Source organism: Spongiibacter taiwanensis (genome assembly GCF_023702635.1).
GTDB lineage: Bacteria > Pseudomonadota > Gammaproteobacteria > Pseudomonadales > Spongiibacteraceae > Spongiibacter > Spongiibacter taiwanensis.
This window is the reverse complement of sequence record NZ_CP098455.1, coordinates 2,340,491-2,360,480: the sequence shown is the minus strand read 5'-3', so window position 1 is coordinate 2,360,480 and position 19,990 is coordinate 2,340,491. Positions and strand designations below refer to the sequence as shown.

Annotated in this window: 17 protein-coding genes and 1 riboswitch; of the genes, 4 read left to right on the top strand and 13 right to left on the bottom strand. The window is 58.0% G+C overall.

The annotated features are described in order from the left end of the window. Nucleotides 1–9: 9 nt before the first annotated feature. The 11 genes from NCG89_RS10915 to NCG89_RS10865 all read right to left on the bottom strand — a co-directional run bounded on the left by NCG89_RS10915 (nucleotide 10) and on the right by NCG89_RS10865 (nucleotide 13,999). The gene (locus tag NCG89_RS10915; protein ID WP_251086567.1) at nucleotides 10–798 is read right to left on the bottom strand and encodes a thiazole synthase; all 789 of its coding nucleotides are present in this window, start codon (nucleotides 796–798) and stop codon (nucleotides 10–12) included. A gap of 10 nt (nucleotides 799–808) precedes the next feature. Beyond that, nucleotides 809–1,012, bottom strand: a complete 204-nt coding sequence (gene thiS, locus NCG89_RS10910; RefSeq protein ID WP_251086566.1) for a sulfur carrier protein ThiS — start codon at nucleotides 1,010–1,012, stop codon at nucleotides 809–811. A 235-nt stretch (nucleotides 1,013–1,247) separates the two neighbouring features. Then, complete coding sequence (thiO, locus tag NCG89_RS10905; RefSeq protein WP_251086565.1) at nucleotides 1,248–2,324, bottom strand: glycine oxidase ThiO; 1,077 nt, start codon at nucleotides 2,322–2,324, stop codon at nucleotides 1,248–1,250. A 313-nt stretch (nucleotides 2,325–2,637) separates the two neighbouring features. Then, the gene (gene thiC, locus NCG89_RS10900) at nucleotides 2,638–4,527 is read right to left on the bottom strand and encodes a phosphomethylpyrimidine synthase ThiC (protein WP_251086564.1); all 1,890 of its coding nucleotides are present in this window, start codon (nucleotides 4,525–4,527) and stop codon (nucleotides 2,638–2,640) included. A 100-nt stretch (nucleotides 4,528–4,627) separates the two neighbouring features. Then, nucleotides 4,628–4,753: riboswitch (TPP riboswitch) on the bottom strand. A 177-nt stretch (nucleotides 4,754–4,930) separates the two neighbouring features. Then, a complete protein-coding gene (locus tag NCG89_RS10895; protein WP_251086563.1) occupies nucleotides 4,931–6,244 on the bottom strand; it encodes a mechanosensitive ion channel family protein in 1,314 nt (437 codons plus the stop codon). Between the two features lie 164 nt (nucleotides 6,245–6,408). Further along, on the bottom strand, nucleotides 6,409–9,552 hold the full coding sequence (locus NCG89_RS10890; protein ID WP_251086562.1) for a transglycosylase domain-containing protein: 3,144 nt from the start codon (nucleotides 9,550–9,552) through the stop codon (nucleotides 6,409–6,411). A gap of 116 nt (nucleotides 9,553–9,668) precedes the next feature. Next, the gene (locus NCG89_RS10885; RefSeq protein WP_251086561.1) at nucleotides 9,669–10,442 is read right to left on the bottom strand and encodes a sulfite exporter TauE/SafE family protein; all 774 of its coding nucleotides are present in this window, start codon (nucleotides 10,440–10,442) and stop codon (nucleotides 9,669–9,671) included. Nucleotides 10,443–10,559: 117 nt separating this feature from the next. Then, nucleotides 10,560–10,925 (bottom strand): cytochrome b562, encoded by a 366-nt coding sequence (locus tag NCG89_RS10880; RefSeq protein ID WP_251086560.1) that lies wholly within the window; start codon nucleotides 10,923–10,925, stop codon nucleotides 10,560–10,562. A gap of 114 nt (nucleotides 10,926–11,039) precedes the next feature. Further along, the gene (purT, locus tag NCG89_RS10875) at nucleotides 11,040–12,239 is read right to left on the bottom strand and encodes a formate-dependent phosphoribosylglycinamide formyltransferase (RefSeq protein ID WP_251086559.1); all 1,200 of its coding nucleotides are present in this window, start codon (nucleotides 12,237–12,239) and stop codon (nucleotides 11,040–11,042) included. Nucleotides 12,240–12,399: 160 nt separating this feature from the next. After that, the gene (locus tag NCG89_RS10870) at nucleotides 12,400–12,804 is read right to left on the bottom strand and encodes a GFA family protein (RefSeq protein ID WP_251086558.1); all 405 of its coding nucleotides are present in this window, start codon (nucleotides 12,802–12,804) and stop codon (nucleotides 12,400–12,402) included. Nucleotides 12,805–12,979: 175 nt separating this feature from the next. Continuing rightward, a complete protein-coding gene (locus NCG89_RS10865) occupies nucleotides 12,980–13,999 on the bottom strand; it encodes a hypothetical protein (RefSeq protein ID WP_251086557.1) in 1,020 nt (339 codons plus the stop codon). Nucleotides 14,000–14,169: 170 nt separating this feature from the next. Between NCG89_RS10865 and NCG89_RS10860 the strand changes: the two genes are divergently transcribed. The 4 genes from NCG89_RS10860 to NCG89_RS10845 all read left to right on the top strand — a co-directional run bounded on the left by NCG89_RS10860 (nucleotide 14,170) and on the right by NCG89_RS10845 (nucleotide 18,437). Continuing rightward, nucleotides 14,170–14,874, top strand: a complete 705-nt coding sequence (locus NCG89_RS10860) for a TetR/AcrR family transcriptional regulator (protein ID WP_251086556.1) — start codon at nucleotides 14,170–14,172, stop codon at nucleotides 14,872–14,874. A gap of 224 nt (nucleotides 14,875–15,098) precedes the next feature. After that, on the top strand, nucleotides 15,099–16,292 hold the full coding sequence (locus tag NCG89_RS10855) for a sulfotransferase family protein (RefSeq protein WP_251086555.1): 1,194 nt from the start codon (nucleotides 15,099–15,101) through the stop codon (nucleotides 16,290–16,292). A 127-nt stretch (nucleotides 16,293–16,419) separates the two neighbouring features. Next, nucleotides 16,420–17,601 carry a DUF1214 domain-containing protein gene (locus NCG89_RS10850; protein ID WP_251086554.1) on the top strand — a complete coding sequence of 394 codons (1,182 nt, stop codon included), beginning with the start codon at nucleotides 16,420–16,422 and terminating at the stop codon, nucleotides 17,599–17,601. A 59-nt stretch (nucleotides 17,602–17,660) separates the two neighbouring features. Continuing rightward, nucleotides 17,661–18,437: an SDR family NAD(P)-dependent oxidoreductase gene (locus NCG89_RS10845; protein ID WP_251086553.1), complete on the top strand. Its 777-nt coding sequence runs from the start codon at nucleotides 17,661–17,663 to the stop codon at nucleotides 18,435–18,437. 76 nt (nucleotides 18,438–18,513) lie between these two features. Here the strand turns inward: NCG89_RS10845 and NCG89_RS10840 are convergent, their stop codons facing one another. Further along, nucleotides 18,514–18,990 carry a phosphatidylglycerophosphatase A family protein gene (locus NCG89_RS10840; protein ID WP_251086552.1) on the bottom strand — a complete coding sequence of 159 codons (477 nt, stop codon included), beginning with the start codon at nucleotides 18,988–18,990 and terminating at the stop codon, nucleotides 18,514–18,516. 24 nt (nucleotides 18,991–19,014) lie between these two features. Further along, the gene (gene thiL, locus NCG89_RS10835) at nucleotides 19,015–19,986 is read right to left on the bottom strand and encodes a thiamine-phosphate kinase (protein WP_251086551.1); all 972 of its coding nucleotides are present in this window, start codon (nucleotides 19,984–19,986) and stop codon (nucleotides 19,015–19,017) included. Between the last annotated feature and the right edge of the window lie 4 nt (nucleotides 19,987–19,990).

Genomic DNA, 19,990 nt, shown 5'->3' with positions numbered 1-19,990 from the left:
AAGCCCCTGCTACTGCTGGTGCCAGAATGGCATCCCCAGTGTGGGGGTTGACGGCGACGCGGTCTGGCGCTCGGGCATTGCCCCCGCCAGTCGCGCCTGACGACCAGACTCAGTTGCGCCTTTAAAAGCCTTAGCCATCATGATTGGATCATTGGCCTGGGCCACGGCGGTGTTTAATAGAATACCGTCGTAACCCAGCTCCAGGGCCTGCACGGCATGGGAAGGTTTGCCAATGCCTGCATCGACAATCAGCGGCAATTCGGGAATGCGCTCGCGGATGGTTTGCAGATTGTAGGGGTTCATCAGCCCCCGGCCGGTGCCAATCGGCGAGCCCCAGGGCATCAATACCTGACAGCCCACATCCCGAAGACGCTGACAGATCACCAGATCATCGGTGCAGTAGGGGAAGACCTTGAACCCGGCCTTGATCAGCTTCTCGGCCGCCTCCACGGTGCCCATGGGGTCTGGCTGGAGGTTGTAATCATCGCCGACCACTTCCAGTTTTAGCCAGTCGGTCTCAAACAGTTCGCGGCTCATCTCCGCCAGCGTCACTGCCTCTTTCACTGAGTGGCAGCCCGCCGTGTTGGGTAGCAGGGTTTTATCCAGCGCTTTCAGTTGCTGCCAAAAGCTGGCGCCGCCACCCTGCTCCGGCGACTGCCGACGCAGCGACACGGTAATAATCTCCGCGCCGGAAGCCTTGATCGCCTCCTGCATCACCTGCGGGGAGGGATAGAGGGCGCTGCCAACCAACAGACGACTGCTAAAGATTTGGCCGTAGAGTGTCCACGTATCTGCCATCGTTTCTCCTTCAGCCCCCTTGTACCGGAGCCAGCACATCCACTTCATCCCCGGCGGTCAATTGAAACTCGCCATAGCGAGAACGGGGCACAAAATCACCGTTCACGGCGACCGCGACTTTTTCCTGGGTGAAGCCCCACTGCGCCAGCAATTTTTCCAGCGGCAGCGCGGGATCACACTCTTGCACCTCGTTGTTCACACTGACAGAAATCATTCTTCGTTTAACCCAAGATAATCATTTGGGGCTAACCCCGTGTTGCGTAAACGTCATTCCCGCGCAGACGCACTGCTGTCCGGAATAATTTTTATGTCGTCATGCTCGCGAACGCGGGCATCCATAGACTCAGCTACGTCAGCAATGTACTGGATACCCGCGTTCGCGGGTATGGCGAAATTTCGGGAACCCCGTCATTCGATGAACCCGTCAGCATAAGAGGCAGCTACCCACATCAACTGGCCATTGCGGCCAGCGCCGCCTCCACCACATACGGGCTAAGCAAATACCCGTGGCGATACAATCCATTCACTCGCAGCAACCCCGGTTGGCAATCCACCACCGGCATATTGTCGGGCATCGCCGGGCGGCAATGGGCGTAGCTGTGCTCCACGGTCGCCTCGGCAAAACCACTGTGCACGCTATACAGGGCCGATAACAACTCCAAATTGGATCTCACCGTTACCGGCGCCATCGACTCACTCTCTATCTCGGTCGCGCCAATCACGTAGCGGTGATTTAGCCGGGGTGAAATATAGAGCTTGTAGCGCGGGTGCATGAGGCGCACTGGACGGCTCAAATTGACCTCTGGCGCATGCACCCAAAGCACTTCGCCACGCACACCGCGCAAGCCGGGGATATCCGCTTTGGCACCCAGGCCGCGGGTATCAATGACCCAGTCAAAGTTGTCATGCTGATCACCCCAGGTGACCGCCCCCGCAGTGACCTTCGTTACCGCCGTGTGCTCAACCCATTTCCCGCCCCGGGTTTCAATGGCGAGATTCAATGCGGTCAGCAGCGCGGTATTATCGAGATAACCTTCACGGGACAGGTAGATACCGCCGTGGTAGCGCTGGGCCAATTCAGGCTCCAGCGCCGCCAATCCTGCCTGATCCAATGGCTGCACCGCGTCCATATGCTCCGGCACCTTGGCCGCCAGGCTCTGCATAAAATGTTGCATGCTGGATTTATCCAGCTCATGGGCCACCACAATACTGCCGTCGCAGCCCAGCGGAATCGACACGCCGCTTTGCTCGGCAAGCCGCGCCAGCTCACCCGGCCACCAGTCCAGCGCCATCAGGCCCCAGTCAAACACCCGCCGCTCGGCACTCACCACCTCGGTAAACGGCGCCAGCATCGACGCCGCCACCCGGGCAGCACTCAGCTCCCCCGCGCGGCTGCCCTTTTCGAACAAGGTGACAGTGTGGCCCTGTTCGAGGAGGCGCCAGGCGAGCAAGCGGCCGAGCAAGCCGGCGCCGATGATGGCGAAGTCGTCGGAGGTCGGACGTCGGAGGTCGGACGCGGGTGCCATTAGTGGGCACCTGCCAGTGGGGAAAGCAAAACGCTAGACGGGAGAGAGCCTGCCCCGCGAGCGGAGCGAGTGCTTTGGGTACGGAAGACGCAAAAGCGGGCGCAGCTTCGCTGCGCTTTATTAGAGCTCGGCGGAATAGAAGCGAGTGCGACGAAGTCGCACAAAGCGGCAATAGCGGCAATAGCGGCAATAGCGGCAATAGCGGCAAAGCCGCAATTCTTAGCGTCTTCCGTCTCCCGTCTAGCGTTCAGCTCTCGCAGCCCACGACTCACCATCTACCCCTCCCAGCGTCCGACGCCCGACTACGCCGTCATCAGACCCGCTTATAAATCTCACTCCCCTGCTCTTTAAACTCCGCGGACTTCTTCTGCATCTCGGCTTCCAGTTCGGCGTCGGCTTCCAACTTGTCGGCGTAGTCACGCACATCCTGGGTGATTTTCATGGAGCAGAATTTTGGGCCACACATGGAACAGAAGTGGGCAACCTTGGCCGACTCCTTGGGCAGGGTTTCATCGTGGAAAGCCCGGGCGGTATCTGGGTCCAGGCCCAGGTTGAACTGATCCTCCCAGCGGAATTCAAAGCGCGCTTTACTCAGAGCGTTATCCCTCAGCTGGGCACCGGGATGGCCCTTGGCCAGGTCGGCTGCATGGGCGGCAATTTTGTAAGTGATGATGCCGGTTTTAACATCGTCTTTGTTGGGCAGGCCCAGGTGCTCTTTCGGGGTGACGTAGCAGAGCATGGCGCAACCATACCAGCCGATTTGCGCGGCGCCGATGCCCGAGGTGATATGGTCATAGCCGGGGGCGATATCGGTGGTCAGGGGGCCAAGGGTGTAGAAAGGGGCTTCGTCGCAGTGCTTGAGCTGCTCTTCCATATTCTCTTTGATCATTTGCATGGGCACATGACCGGGGCCTTCAATCATCACCTGCACATCGTGTTTCCAAGCCTTCTTGGTCAGTTCACCCAGGGTGCGCAGCTCACCAAATTGCGCCTCATCGTTGGCGTCAGCGACTGAGCCGGGACGCAGACCATCTCCCAGGGAGAAGGACACATCGTAGGCCTTCATGATTTCGCAGATGTCGTCGAAGTGGGTGTAAAGGAAGTTTTCCTTGTGGTGGGCCAGACACCATTTGGCCATGATGGAGCCACCCCGGGAGACAATGCCGGTGACCCGCTTGGCGGTGAGGGGCACATAACGCAGCAGCACCCCGGCGTGGATGGTGAAGTAATCCACCCCCTGCTCGGCCTGCTCGATGAGCGTGTCCCGGAAGATTTCCCAGGTCAGGTCCTCGGCAATGCCGTCCACTTTTTCCAGGGCCTGGTAGATCGGCACGGTGCCCACCGGCACGGGTGAATTGCGGATAATCCATTCCCGGGTCTCGTGGATATTTTTGCCGGTGGACAGATCCATCATGGTATCGGCGCCCCAACGGATACCCCAGGTCAGTTTGGCCACCTCTTCTTCAATGGAAGAACCCAGCGCCGAGTTGCCGATATTGCCATTGATCTTTACCAGGAAGTTGCGGCCGATAATCATCGGCTCCAGCTCCGGGTGATTGATATTGGCGGGGATAATCGCCCGGCCCCGAGCCACCTCATCGCGGACGAACTCCGGCGTGATCTCGCTGGGGATACTCGCACCAAAGGACATGCCCGGATGCTGCACCGCCAACTCCCCGGCTTCTCTGGCTTGAGCCAGCGCCATGTTCTCGCGAATGGCGATGTATTCCATTTCCGGGGTGATGATGCCGCGCTTGGCGTAGTGCATCTGGCTGACATTCTGGCCCGCCAGGGCGCGGCGCGGTTTGCGCTTCAGGTCAAAGCGCAGCTGTTCCAGGCTGAGATCAGCGGCCCGCTTGCGGGTGTACTCGGAAGTGTCGCCAGCCAGCAATTCGGTATCGGCCCGATCGAGAATCCATTGCTCCCGGATCGGCGCCAAGCCCTTGCGGATATCAATGCTGGCCTTGGGATCGGTGTAGGCACCGGAGGTATCGTATACCCGCACCGGGGCGTTGGGTTCCAGACGGCTGGTGCCGTCACGACCCTGAATGGGCGTCGGGGTCAGTTTGATCTCCCGCATCGGCACCTGAATATCGGCGCGACTGCCCTGAACGTAAATTTTTGAGGAGCCCGGCAAGGGCTCCACCGCCGCCGCATCGACCTGAGCGGTCTCTCTCAGCAATGGGTATTCAGATTTGCTCATGGTTATTCCCCCTGGCAGCGCCAACCCGCCCGAGTCGGCAGCGGTATGTAATTTGGGGATAACAGCAGCAAGGAAGTACGGCGGGGCGACGGCGCAAGCGGGCCGTCTCATCCTTGTTTCCTACGCTGGCATTATCCAGATCAGGTACAACGGGACTCGCTATGCGATCTCAGCCAGTGGGCGGTTTGACGTTGCCAACCCGCGCCGGGCGCCCCGACAAGAAGGAGCAGTGTAGGCCTCCTGCTGGAGACTGGCAAGGGTGGCGAAGGTTGCGCGGGAGACACCGAACCCGACGATCCACACGGGGAACCAGTTGCACGATATTACCGGGCACGGGATTCCGGATCGCAAAAAACGCGTCCGGAATGACGGGGTTTTGGATTTAGCGTCTAGCGTCTAGCGTCTAGCGTCTAGCGTCTAGCGTCTCAGGATTCAACACTCGGACCTCCCGCTGCGGGAAAGGAATCTCAATGCCATTCTGCTGCAGCGTTTCCAGAATAATGAGCAGCAAGTCACCACCGACCCGGTTGCGGCCGTCATCAATGCCTTCCATCCAGAACTCGACAAACATATTGATGCCATTGTCGCCAAAGCTATCAATCTCGCAGTCGGGGCGCTCTTCAATGGGCACATGGTCGCCACTGATCACCTGGGGATGCTCAGCCACCGCCTCCTTTACCAACTCCACCATCTCCCGCACATTGGTCTTGTAGGCCACCGAGAAGTCGACTCGATAGCGCTGCTTGATATCCTTGTGGGTCCAGTTGGTAAAGCTCGAGGTGATGAATTTTTCGTTGGGCACCACAATGTCCTTGCCATCGTAGGTCTCCAGCGTGGTGGAGCGCATGTTGAGCTGGGTCACAATGCCGGTGCGACCATCTTCCAACTCAACGTAATCACCCACCGTCACCGAGCGGTCCAGCAAAATGATAATGCCGGAAATAAAGTTGGAGGCGATGGCCTGCAAGCCAAAACCCAAACCAACACCCAAGGCACCACCGAATACGGCCAAGGCGGTGAGGTTAATCCCCATGACTTGCAGCAGCAGCAAAATCACCACCAGGGTGAGGCCAATCTCAAACAGCTTGGCCAGCACCTCGCGGGTACGAATATCGAGAGATTCCTGACGGCGGATCAGCGTCTGGCCGGTAGCGCTGGATACCCGGCCCAACCAGAACAACAGCGAGCCAAAAATCAGCAGCCGCAAAATGCCGTAAGCAGAGATGCGAATGTTGCCCACCTGCACGGCAATGGCATCGAGCACCTGGACGATATCGTCCAGCGCGCCGATCAGGTGTAAAAACAGCAGCGGTGCCCCAATCCAGCGAAACCACCCCGCCACAATCTTGTTTCTAATGGCGATATTGATGAAGGAGAAATACACCAGGAACAGCGCGATACCCAGCGCGCCACGCATGATCCAGCCTTCTTCGGTGAACCATTCGCTAAACTCCACCGCCAGGCGCAGCAACATAATGGCAAACACCGGAAACAGCAGCTTGCCACAGCGAAATATCAAACTGCGCACCGGGTGATTGGCCTCAGACAGACTCCGAAACACCGGAATCACCTGCCGGACCCGGCCGGCCAATAGCCAGGCCAGCACATAAATCAGGGTGATGACCCCCAACTCGCTGTAAATTTTACCCTCGGACAACAGCCCTAGAAATTTCACAAAGTACTGGTCGGCGGTGGCCAGAAAGGTCGGATTTTCCATGCAGACAGGTCCCGGAATCACACTAGTTTTGGTAGCTGCCCGCTGGGGACAGTCATTGTTGTTGGAGCCGATAGTGGATAGCGAATGCAGCGCCGCTGTCAATCAAAACCGGCCATACCGATCCAGGTCAGGCCAACAAAAAACGCCGGCACTCCACTGCCGGCTTACAGCACCAGGGTCCCGGGTTGGGCCGTGGGATGACTGAGGGGCAATTGCGCCGGGGCCGTGCCGGGCTGAGCCTGGGACGGCCTCACCGCATCGAGGGTCGGCGCCAGCGCGGCGGTCGGCGGCGAGGCCTCCACCGGCTGGGGAGCCGGGGCCGGCGCTGCATCCCGCGAATCCAACAGCATTGGGGTCAGAGCCGGCTGCAGTATCTTCAAGAGTTGCGCCGCCAGGCCGCTGGTGAATTCGAAGCCGCCGGATTCCTGTCCACCCACATGGGCAAGAATGACGCCGAAAAAGCGATCGCCGATATAGAACGTGAACAGCGCATTGCGGTTCACCGCCGACTCACCCACCAGCCGGCCACCGGCGGCGTAAGATTTCACCCGATGATCTCCCGTTCCGGTTTTTCCGCCGACCGCGATGGGTTTGCCGTCGGCATCCACATACACGCCCTTCAGGCGGCGGGCCGTGCCCACCTCAACAATATTAGCCAGGGCGCTGCGCACTGTCTGGCAAATCTCGGTCGACAGCACGGGCTGGCCGTTTCGGGAAACGTAGGAAAAATCGGTCTGATAAGGCGTATCTTCTGCAAAATGCAGGCTATCAATTTGGCGGAAAGGTTTGCGCACACCATTGTTGACGATGATGCCCATCAACTCGGCCAGGGCAATGGGGCGGTCGGCGGAAGCCCCCAGCGCGGTGGCAAAGGAGGGAATCAGGCTTTCAAAGGGGTACCCCAGCCGCTGCCACTGCTGGTGGATACTGCGAAAGGCATCCTGCTCCAACAGAATGCGAATGCGGCTGTCCTGGGCCCGAACCTTGCGCGACTTATTTAGCCAGGCATAGGCTTCCTGCCGGGCAGCTTCGCTATCCCGGTAAATTTCGCTCAAGGTAGCGCCGGGCTTGTCCAGCAAATACTTCACCACAAACAGCTCCAGCGGGTTCAGTCGCGCCAGGTAGGCTCGGTCATTGCTGTCGAACCGGCCGGGGTCAAACTGACGATAGAGCTTGGCAACATCGGCCTCCTCCATCAGTGCTGGCGGCAGACGAGCCTGCAGAAAAGCCGTCAGCTCCTCGGGGCTTGCCTCTGGCTGAACCGAGCGAAAAGCCATACTGAGCCGGCCCGGAAAGGGTTTGGTGCGACTGGCCAGCCGCGTCAGCAATTGCGCTTTATCCAGATTGGTATAAACCCGGTAGAACTGGTTGAGGAAGGTTTTCCCCTCCATATCGGCAAAGCGCTTGAGGTAATCCTTGCGGCGCGGGTCTTCACGGTCGAGCAGCAGTTGTTTGTAGCCGGGAATTTCCAAGGTGTAGTAACGGGCGATATCCCGCATCATGCGGATAAATACCAGATTGACTGAACGGGTCATTGCCTCACCCACGCTCATCACCCTGAAGTTGTCTGCCCGGTCAAAGTTGCTGAAGCGGTGCAAGCCACTCGCGGTAAAGAAGGCTTCCGCCGGACTGGCCGAGTAGCGCCGCTGCATCGCGGCCTCCAACAAACCCTTGAGATCAGCATCGGGGCGCTGAATCAGGTAATCCAGGGTCCACTGGCGCAGCGGGTCCTCTGCCAGCTTACGCGCCTGACTTAACTCGTCTTTTGCCAAGGCACGGTGGTTAAGATAGACCTTTTCGATAATTTCCAGATAACTGATCAGCGTTCGCAGTTTGGCGGTGGACCCCAGATCCAGTTTGGAACCCGTGTTCATATCAAAGGGCATGTTCAGGTTGTCGGTCTGTACCCGCAGCACATTGCCCGACGGTGTGCTCTCATACAGCAACACACTGTAGTCGAGAGCGTCGAGCTGATTTTCCCGAAGCAGTTTCTCTCCCAGCAAGCCAGACTGCTTGGCGTAGTTGAGGTCGGTCACTTGCTGCAGCAGCGCTTCCACCTTGGCCTGGGCCTCGCCATCGATTGTGGTATCGGCGGTCAGATCCAGACGGTCAAGCAAGTAAAGGCTATCCACGCCGAGCAGTTTCAACAACTCGGTACGCACATTGTTGACCGCCTTTCGGGAGACAAATACCGGTGGCGGCGGAATGGCAGAGCCCTGGGCAAAGCTCAGCGGCTGGGCCAGGGCGGCATTGCGCAGCGCCTCATCAATTACCCCGTTTTTTGCCAGCACACGCAGGTAGCGAGCGGTCAATTCTTCCAGTGCCGGGCGCCCCGCCAGCAGGTAATAAGAAGGGCGACGCTGGGACAGCAGCAGACTCAAGGCCGACTTGAATACTCGGGCCTGCTCATTGATATCAACAATCCCGTAGGGCGCGGACAGCACCCGGTTGGCGTAGGCGAAGTCGATGCCATACCAATATTTAAGCCCGTCTCCCACACCGTGAATCTCACCACGGCCCGGTCGACCTGACAGCGGCGTGGCATTGAGGTAATCCCGCACAATAATGCGCCGGGCCTCCCGGGTGTCGGTGCCCATGGCGTAGTAGCGCACACTGCCCGACACAATCTGGCGCAACTTTTCGTAACTGTCGGTGGTCAGGCCCCGGGGTGAGTAACGGAATTTTTCCATCTGCGTGGCCAGGGTGCTGCCACCCGGCCCCGATTCGCCGGGCTCGGCGATAAAAGGCAGCCGATACAAGGCCGCCTCGGCCAGCCGGTCCCATTCCACCACCGGATTCTTGCGCGGGTGGTGATCGCCCAGCAGTTCCCGGTTTTCAATAAATAACAGCGAGTTGAGCAGCAGTGGCGGAATGTCATCAAAGGCGCGATAGATGCTTTCCGGCTCCTTGGCCGAAAACAGGGTGTCACCATCCCGATCACTGATCACCAGACCCGACTGGGCTTTTACCGGGTAAGGCGGATTACCCCCCCACTCCATATAATCGATGAGTGCCGGAGAAAAGCGCGATTGCTGGGCAATTTGAAAGCTGCGCCCTGTCAGTCGGTCGCTGAAAGCTGGCAACCGGGTGTAGCCATTTTGAATATTGTACGGACCATGCCCGGGAAAGCGGATGGCATCCGAAGGCCCTTCTTTGACCTCAAACTGCAGCTTGGCCGCCAGCTCAGAAAAGTAACGCGCCTGAAAATACGACGTATGGAACTCAAAGGCCCCCACCGCCACGACCAGCAGCGTCACTGCCAACAACAGGCCGCCCGAGACATTGCGAATCACACGCCAATTAGCCACGATCTACACACCCAATCCCATTGGAAACCACACATTCAACTCAACTACACCACTTTACGCTGCCAGAGGGCTGGCCAGAGCAGGTGCTTTGCCAATCTGGCTAGCCTTTCACAGAATTACAGCAAGGCGCGCACGGCCTGTAAAATCAGCGCCAAGCCCATCGCCATGGTCACCACTTCAAACACCCGTTTGATCACCGGGTTTGCATAGCGAATGGCCAGGAAAGCCCCCACATAGCCACCCACCAGCGACCCCAACAGCAATGCGGGCAACCACGCCCACTTCACCGGGGTTTGCAAAGCCAGCGCCAGGGCGCCGGTACCGTTCCAGAACAACCCTACCAAAATCATGGTGTAGGCGGTGGCTCGTTTGAAGTCCAGACCAAACCAGGTGATCAACCACACCGTGACAAACAGCCCGGTCCCCGAGGTCAGCGACCCGTTGAGCACACCCAGCAAAAACAGCCCCAGCGCACCCACGCTGTATCCTGTCATATCCCGATGCCAGGGCTGATACTGCTGGCCAAGCTGCTTTTTAAACAGAGAATAAACACCCAGCCCCAGGGTTAGCACACCCAGCGCAAACTCGGCCGGTGCCGGTGGCACAGAGAGAATAATATTGGCACCCACCAGTACACCGGGCAAACCCGCTGCCAGCATCAGCGCGGCAAAACCCCATCGCAAATGACCTTCGCGCACATGCTTCAAGGTGGCGCCCAGGCCCAGGGCAACGGTGGCAATTTTATGGGTGGCCAGGGCCATGCTCAGTGGCAGCCCCAGAAAGATGAGCGCGGGTAATTGCAGCAAGCCTGCGCCGCCCCCGGCCATGGCAGACAGCACATTGGCAACCAGGGAAATTAGAAAAAGCGACAGGTGTTCCAGCAGGGGCATGACGGCGTCCTAAAGCCCGACGGCAAGCTAGGGCCGCCGGGAGCGGGCGACATTATACGGACTCCAACGCGGGTGGCAGCAAAAATCTTGTGCACTTTTGCCGGGACCCCGCGCGGCTTATTTAACACCCAGTTTTTCGTGGTACTGCTTGCGCACGTCCCGGAGCTCTTCCAGCAGTGCCCGGGCCGCATTGATATCGCCTGAGTCTACCGCCAGCGTCAGCTGGGCCGTCAGCTGACCGACCTTTTCCAGGCCTTCATCAAACGCAGCCTGGTGTTCTGGCTTTACCGCTTGCTGGCGGGCAATTTCCAGCTCGGCCTTAAATACGTCAAGCTCAGCCTTCATATCGACCAAGGCCGGGGCTTCTTTCATGGACTTGTAAGACTCGCCCATGCCTTCCATTGCACCGTGAAGCTCACTCTCACCGCAGGCCGCCACTGCAAAAGCAACAACCAATACCGCGCCCAGAGAACGGGTTTTCATAATCCTTCCTCAAAAGTTAACTGACGATTTGTTTTGAATACGCCCGTCTGAAAATGTTCCATGCATTGTCAGACGGGTAGCCGTTGCCAGGGTTACCTGTAAGTACGCCACCTGCTAAAGCGTCACTGTGATGGCGCGAGCCGCCGATTTGGCTTTTTCTTTGGCGGTGTCAATGTCGACTCCCCGCGCCAGCGCAACCCCCATCCGCCGTTTACCTGCCACCTCCGGTTTGCCAAACAGGCGCAACTGAGTATCAGCATCAGCCAGTGCCGAATGAAGATTACCATAGCTTGCCTGACTCGAATCACCCTCCACCAGCAACACCGCCGAGGCCGACGGGCCGTGCTGGACAATGTTCGGAATGGGCAAGCCAAGAATCGCCCGGGCATGCAGGGCAAACTCGGATAAATCCTGGGAGATCAGGGTCACCAAGCCGGTATCGTGTGGCCGGGGAGATACCTCGCTGAAGTAAACGTCGTCGCCTTTAATAAACAGCTCTACGCCAAAAAGGCCCCAGCCCCCCAGCGCCGCCGTCACCTTTTCTGCCATGTCTTTGGAGCGCTGCAGGGCCAAATCGGACATTGGCTGGGGCTGCCAGGATTCCTGGTAGTCCCCATCTTCCTGGCGGTGGCCAATGGGGGCGCAAAAGCTGGTTGCCGTGTCGTCACCGCAAGGGCCGCGATGACGAATCGTCAGCAGCGTGATTTCATAGTCGAAATCCACGAAGCCTTCCACGATCACCCGACCGGCACCGGCGCGACCGCCCTGCTGGGCGTAGTCCCACACCTTCTGGCTATCGGCACTATTTCTGAGCAGACTTTGCCCCTTGCCCGAGCTGCTCATTATCGGCTTCACCACACAGGGCAAACCGATGCTCGCCACCGCCTGTTCAAAATCGGCATAGGAATCGGCAAAAATATAGGGCGAGGTGGCTAGCCCCAACTCTTCAGCCGCCAGCCGGCGGATGCCTTCCCGATTCATGGTCAATCGCGCGGCCCGGGCGGTGGGCACCACGTTGTAACCCTCTGACTCCAGTTCCACCAAGGTATCGGTGGCGATGGCCTCAATCTCAGGCACGATAAAATGAGGTTGCTCCTGCTCAATCACCCGACGCAATTCCGCGCCGTCGAGCATGGAAAAACTATGGCTTCGATCCGCCACTTGCATGGCTGGCGCATTGGCGTAGCGATCACAGGCAATCACTTCGCAGCCCAGTCGCTGCAGCTCAATAACCACCTCTTTACCCAGCTCGCCAGCACCGCACAGCAGCACCCGGCAAGCGGTATCTGAAAACGGAGTACCAATTGACACCATAGTCTGTATCTCTCTAAAACGGGCGGAGGGTCGGACATCATACCCAAGGCCATGTCCTGGCAACAGGGAATACCCAGGGCAACACTAGACGGAGGCAAATCAGCAACCGATAGCCTGGAAGAACGACGGCCGAAGAGTACGGGGACGGTAAGATCGCGCGCTAGACGCCTTCCGGGGCGTGCGCCTCAAATTGCGGCACCCCTTCCGGCATCACTTCCCAGCTGGCCTTGGAGCCGACAAAGATATGCTTGCCAATTTGAATCTGGGGATCTTCATTCAAACACCCCAGCGTGATGCCGTGGACCTTGCCCTGATATATACCGCACAGAGTCGAACCACAGCGCTTGCAAAACTGCAGGCCGTAATCCTGCTGACTGGCATAAGTGGTTAAGTGCTCACTGCCGCGAAGCCAACGAAAATCATCGGCATTGACCAAAGCATAGGCAGAAGCCTGCGCGCTAAAAACCTTGCGGCAGCGAGAGCAATGACAAGAGCGAGCATCAAACACCGGGCCCGTTATTTCATAGGCAATATCGCCGCAAAAGCATTCCCCGCTCAAGCGCATTGTTCACCCCCTCTCCGATGCGATGTTCACCCGCAATAACGAATGATTTTCTCGCAACTATTATCCCAGCAATGACTATCCCGGCGCTGGCGACCGGCTCTCATTTCACCGCGGTAATCTAATAGCCGGCAGCTTCGCCCTGAATTGATCCGCCGGTCTGCTGCGCGCCGGCTAACTATAACGCCATGCTGGGTTGCAGCGGCCGGTATTTCCACAACTCCACGATGCCCGGCTCTGCCGCCAGCACATCGGCTGCCCGGTTGAACAGGCTGCTGGCCGAGGCCATGTGGGAGTCTTCGCGCAGCACCCTGACCTCCATGCTGGGCTTGCCCTTCACTTTCCAGCTCATGTATTCGGTTTCATCGTCGCGAAAATCCCGGTATTCAAAGCAGCTCTGCACAGCAATGCCCTGGCGGGTGGCGATCTTCGCCCGCATGCGAGTACCCACCACGGTGCCGGCTTTAAGGGTTGTCTCCAGCCAGCGGCTGTGGTGGTCCTCCTCCCAGACAATGGGTTCGAGCTCTTCTTCCACGCTCAGTAACTCAAGGCCGAGGGCATCCACCACACACAGTGGCGGCGTTCTGGCCACCCCGGCCAGCCCCTTCTGCCCGGCAATGCCGTTGCGATGGTATTCCTCCACCGACAGCCCCGCGCCGCAGTAGCGCAGCAGGTGAACCCCCTGGCGACCAATATCAGTGAACGACAAGTGAGTCATGGACTCGATATGGGTGTTGGGGCCAACAGACAGAATCCCGGCCCAGATGCGGGTCATATCCCAAATACCGCCGCCGGTGAAGGTCACCTGATTGGCCAACGCCAAGGCCTGAATTTGTTCTGCAACCTCAGGGTTAAGTCGGTAGGGGTTACAGGATTCAGAGCCGTGACAGAGAATATTGGCGCCAGCATTCATCAATCGCTGGTAGGAGATGAGGTTTTCATTCAAGCGGTCCGATACCGCAACAAAGGCTAAATCGGCATTGAGGCGTGAGTAATCTGCCGTGTCACAATCTTCAATGATGACACCAATGGCTTCTCGACCGAGCAGTTCACCAAGATCGCGGCCCACTTTGTCGCCTGCCCGATTGTAGGCAGCGGCGATCTCCCAGCCTTTATCCAGGGCAAAGCCCGCTAATTGCTGGCCGACAAAACCCAGGCCGTAGAAGGCAACGCGAGGCGAAATCTCGTTATTATTCATAAGATTGGCATCCGAAAATCAAGTGAAAAATTGCAGGAGAAGACAGTGCGGAGCGGTAACAAATATTGACTCCAAGCTCAACATTGGCTCCAATACTATTTCTGGATTTTGTCACAGGTCAAGACTTGGCGAGCAAAAACAAACAACAATAACAGCCCTGAGCGAGTGAAATGTCTGCAATAAAAAACGAACAAATTGAGCCGCGATCATTTCAAGAGTTGATTCGTCCCCAGGACGAAATGCGGCGTCATCCTAAGCAGGAGCGGTCGCGTCGGATGGTACTTGCCATTGTGCAGGCCGCGCGATTTATTCTGTTGCAGCACGGGCGTGAGGGATTGACCACCACCGCGCTGGAAACCGTATCTGGGGTACCAAAATCCTCTATTTACCAATACTTTCCCAATCTGGACGCGATTGTATTCGAGGTTTTTCGCGAGGTGATCCGCGAGTGTCAGCTATCGGAGTATCGCGCCTTTCCGAGCCAACACCCCCCCACGGTCATGTCGTTTATTTACTGGCTGCTCGACTGGTCCATTGATATTCACCGCAAGCTTCTGGAGATTGACCGCTCCCTGCTGCTGGAACACCGGGGCTTTTGGGACACCTGGAAGGAGCTGGACCAGAATCTCGCACCTAACAGTTCTACCGAGCATTTCATTTACGAAAACCTGAAGCGCTGCAGTGACTTTGTTCCCGGCGACGACGATGTCATGCGGGTTCATGCGCTGGGCCGCACGGCGCAGATGCTGGTTTACTCCATGATGGCGGACAACCCCGAGTTTATTGAAAATGAAGAATTCCGGCACATGCTGGCCCGGATGTGTGTTGCCGCCTTCAGCACCCGGCCAACCACGAGCCCCATGCGAACAAACTAACCCACAACAGAACCCGAACAGCTCTGAGAGCGTTCGGAAAAAACCTTAATAATCAGCACATTAATAACCCTATTCAAATTCTGAAATCCGACCCGCCTTCGCTTGTTCCAGCCCATCTCTCTTCGTAATCTGAAAAAAGACGCACTCGCCAACGGCGGGGTCCGAATCCCGGACTTGCCAGCGGTGAAATTGCTCCGCACCCACAATAACGAAGAGATGATCTGATGCAAGATTCAACTACCGAAGCCGCTGCGGCGGAAATGCCGCCCGCCATTCCCCTTGAAGTAGACGCCCTGATGCAGGCCGCAGCCGAGGCCACCGGCTTGTCTGACTTTGGTGACCTGTCCTTCAAAAAGGGATTGGAAATCATGGTGCAAGACCTGAACACCACCGCCAATCTCCACGAAGGCGGCAAGATCGGTCAGGCCTATGGCATCGTACGCATGCTGAGCAACCGCCTGCGCTACCTTGACGACGTCAAAAAGCATCCCGAGATTCGCGACGAAAAAATCATTGCGCCCATCGTCATTGCCGGCCTGCCGCGCACCGGCACCTCCAAGCTGCAACGGGTGATGTCCGGTGACCCCGGTGTGCAGCGCCTGGAAATGTGGAAGCTGATGAACCCCGCCCCCTTCCCGGGCGAGGAGCCGGGCAACCCGGTAGAGCGGATCGCCTTTGCCAAAGGCGTGGAAGAGGTGTTTCGCACCCAGTTCCCCGGCTGGATGGCCCGCCACCCGATGGAAGCCGAACAGCCCGATGAAGAACTGTTCATCATGGAAATGTCGCTGGAATGCACCGTGTCCGCCATGGTGGCGCGCATGCCAAATTTCCGCGAATACACTATGCAGATAGACCCGCGGCCAACCTACAAAATTCTGTTCGAAATGATGCAGTACCTGCAGTGGCAGGACGGTGGCGCCCGCGGCCGTCCCTGGATCATGAAGTCGCCGGTGCACGTCGGTTATCTGGACATTCTGTTTGAGTTCTTCCCCGATGCGACCGTGGTCCACTCCCATCGCAGCCCGCAAAAAACCGTACCGTCATTTGCCTCGACGATCTACGAACTACGCAAGACCTCCACCGAATCGATTGATCCTGTGGAAGTGGGCCAGGAATGGTTCGACTACTGGGCGCGCCTGACCGACCGTTATTTACAAGTGCGGGACACACTGCCCCACGAGCAGATCGTTAACACCCACTTTGATGAAGTGTGTAACGACCCGATCAGCGTGATCTCCAAGGTGTATGAAAAGGCCGGCCGCGAGCTGACCCCAGAGGCCATTGCCGGCTGCAAGGAATACGACGAGAGCCGTCCGGCCAATCACTGGGGCGCCTATGGCTACACCCAGGAAGAATTCGGTCTCAGTCCCGAAGCCATCGATAAGCGCTTCGCTGAATATCTGAAACTGTTCGGCTAAACCGCCCTTACTGCCAGTCACCCCTTGGCAAGGGCTGATGCCAGATCTTATCAGCCCTTGCCTTTTTCGCGCCTCACTCAACAGCTAGGGGCGCGTCGGCCGGCATCAGACTGATAGGACAATCACCATGTCTTTAACATCGAATAGCGCGACTTCTGAGTCAGTATCGCCGGCCTTGTGGTCAGCGGTGACTGACGCGATCCAATCCCTGGAAAAATTGGTCTGGGACAATCCCCGCATTAGCGACGACCTCACTCGCGCTGAGGGCATTCGTTACCTCAGCCGTCTGGTGGCCGGGGCGATTCCGATGACCATGGAATGCTGGAACAGCGACTACCCCAGCATGCTCAAATTTCTCTCAACCCGGATTCAATACGGCTTGCCCGCGGCAGATGCGCTGTATCACTGGGCAGCAGTCCACGGCGATCACGTTTACCGCATTCGCGGTCAGCGGGGCTCCAGTCTGCTGATGGACTGCGAAACCCGCCACGGCCACTTTGCCAACATTGACGGCTGGCAGATCTGCGACCGCCGCAATGAATTCGAACTGGGCGACGACGGCAGTATCGAAATCGTTCTGAGCCACCACGAACAGCCCGGCAACTGGGTCAAAATCCCCGAAGGCCCGGGTGACATTGTCTTCCGCCAGTACTTTTACGATTGGGACAACGAAACCCAGGCACAGCTGCATATCTCCCGGGACGGTGCCCGTTTTCCCGCACCACCGATCAGCCCAAGCATTATTGCCGAGCGCACCGAGATGTTGCTCAACTGGCTGAACAAGCTACCCGCCTTCTTTGCCAGTCAGGTTGATGCCTATTACCAGCAACCCAGCAATGAAATGGCCTTCGACCAACTCTCAATTGGCTGGGCCGCACTGCAGTACGGCAAGGGTAACTACGAAGTCGGCGAGGATGAAGCGCTGTTAGTAGAACTGGTTCCACCAAAAGCGGATTACTGGAGCCTACAGCTCTACAGTCACTACTGGGATGCCCGAGACTGGCAGCTGCGCCAGACTTCCATTAACGGCCACCAGGCGCAACTCGATGAAGACGGGATTTTTCGGGGGGTAATTGCCCACCGCGACCCCGGTGTGCGCAACTGGCTCGATGCCGCCGGCCACACCATGGGCTTGCTATCTGCCCGTTACATTCGCGCCCAGGACACGCCGGTTCCCAAAATTACCCGCATTAAATTTTCAGACATCGATGCCCACTTCCCTAACCCCGCGCAACATATCGACGCGGATGAACGCAGCGCGATATTGCAGCGGCGTTACGAGTCTGCCGTCCGGCGCGGCTGTTTGTAAGCATCGTTCACTAACCCTGTTCACAACCCTTGGTAATAACAATCACAACGAGGCATTTTATGAGCTACTTAGACGAACTCTTCAACAACACAGGTAAAGTCGCCCTGGTCACCGGTTCTGGTACCGGCATGGGTGTGGCGATGGCCAAAGCACTGGCCAAGTCTGGCGCCAAAGTGATTTGCGCGGCCCGCCGCAAGGAAAAGATCCAGGCGGTGGCCGATGAGATCAATGCCGATGGCGGTGAGGCCATCGCCGTGTCTCTGGATATTGGCAGCACCGAGAGTGTTACCCAGGCCTTTGATGAGGCCGAAGCCAAATTCGGTAACGTGGATATTCTGGTCAACAACGCCGGTCAGATTCTGTTTGTGCCATTCCCCAATGTCTCCGACGAAGAATGGGACAATCTGGTCAATGTGAACCTGACCGGCACCATGCGCATGTCCCGGGAGTTCTCCAAACGGCTGATGGCCAAAGATCTGCCTGGCGCCATTGTTAACGTCACCTCGATTACCGGGATCCAGACCCTGCGCAATGTGCCCTGCTACGGCGCGGTGAAGGCCGGCCTTAACCAACTGACCAAGCAGATTGCCGCCGACCTGTTCGAAACCAAAATCCGCTGCAACGCCATTGCGCCAGGCTACTTTATGACCGAGATGGTGGATTGGTATTTTGAGACCGAGCAAGGCCAAGCCGAAGTAGCACGCCTGCCGTCCAAACGGATTGGTGATGTGAAAGAGCTCGAGGGCACCCTGTTGCTGTTAACCAGTGGCGCATCCAGCTTTATTAACGGTGCGGTCATTCCAGTGGATTACGGCCACTCTATCTTGCTTGCCTGATTAGAGGGCCTGCGCAGCGGCACCAAGCCGCTGCGTTTCTTCCACACCAACAGGATCATTCATACCGGTAATTCGTTCACACCCATAGATACAGCAGCTGCAACACCACAAAGGCGTAAAAGCCTGCCAGCACATCATCGATCATAATGCCCAGGCCGCCATGCACCTTGGCGTCGAGCACCCGGATCGGCCAAGGCTTCCAGATATCAAACAGGCGAAATAAAGCGAAGCCCAAGCCTACCCAAAACCAATTCGCCGGCGCCAGAAACAGGGCGATCCACAAACCGACAAACTCATCCCAGACAATGCCGCCGTGATCGTGCACGCCGAGGGCCTTGGCCGTTTCGCCGCAGATATAAACACCTAATGCGAAGGCCGCAATCACCACGACGATATACATCGGCGTGGATAACATCTGCAGCAAAAACCACAACGGCAACGCGGCGAGAGTGCCGAAGGTGCCCGGCGCCTTAGGTGACAGGCCGCTGCCAAAACCCAGCGACAAAAGATGGGTGCCATCCTTAAGCAGCGCTGGAGGAATGGGTGTACTCATTATTCTTCCCTAACCAAAGACAAACTAAAAATGCTGGTAGCCACCGGGCAATGACCGCAACTGGCCATTGTCGTTCAAGCAGCGCAATCCGCTATCGGCCTCAATATGCCCCACCAGATGAATGGGCAAACCTATCGTTTGAGAGATGGCCAACACCTGTTCATGATGCGGGGGCGGCGCGGTAAAACACAGTTCGTAATCATCACCGCCACCCAGCGCATATTCCAGGGCCTGCTCCCCCGCCTCGCCCCGCAGGGCCGGCGACACCGGCAACCGCTCACTGTGTAGCGTCGCGCCAACCTGACTGGCAGCAAGAATATGCCCCAGATCAGCCGCCAGCCCATCGGAAATATCCACCGCCGCCGAGGCCACGCCGCGCAGGGCAAGGCCGAGGGCCAGACGTGGCTGGGGTGCCAGGTAGCGCTGCATCAGCTGGGCTTGGTGACCGTTCAATTGGGGCTGATCCAACCAATTCAGTGCCGCCCGGGCCTCACCCAAATACCCCGACACATAAATGTTGTCGCCAACCTCGGCACCACTGCGCAGCAAAGCCGCGCCAGCCGGGGCGAACCCCATCACCTGAAAGGACAGGGTTAACGGCCCCTTCGTGGTATCGCCGCCAATCAGTGCCATGCCAAAATCCGCCCCGGCCTGATGCAGCGCCTCAGCAAACGGGGCGAGCCAGGCTTCGCTGACTTCGGGCAGGGTGAGGGCAAGGGTGTAGGCCGCTGGCTGGGCGCCGCAGGCGGCAAGGTCGCTGACACAAACCGCCAGGGCCCGGCGGGCCAGATCGGCAGGATGAAAAGCCTTGGGAAAGTGAACCCCTTCGACCAGGGTGTCCACCGAGATCAGCAATTGCTCCCCCGGCGGCGGGGTGAGAATGGCGCAGTCATCGCCAATACCGAGCGAGACGGTCGACGGCGCGGATGCTGGACGGGAGGCATTCACACCGCGGCGGAAGAAGCGTTCGATCAGCTCAAACTCCGACAGCGGCATGAAT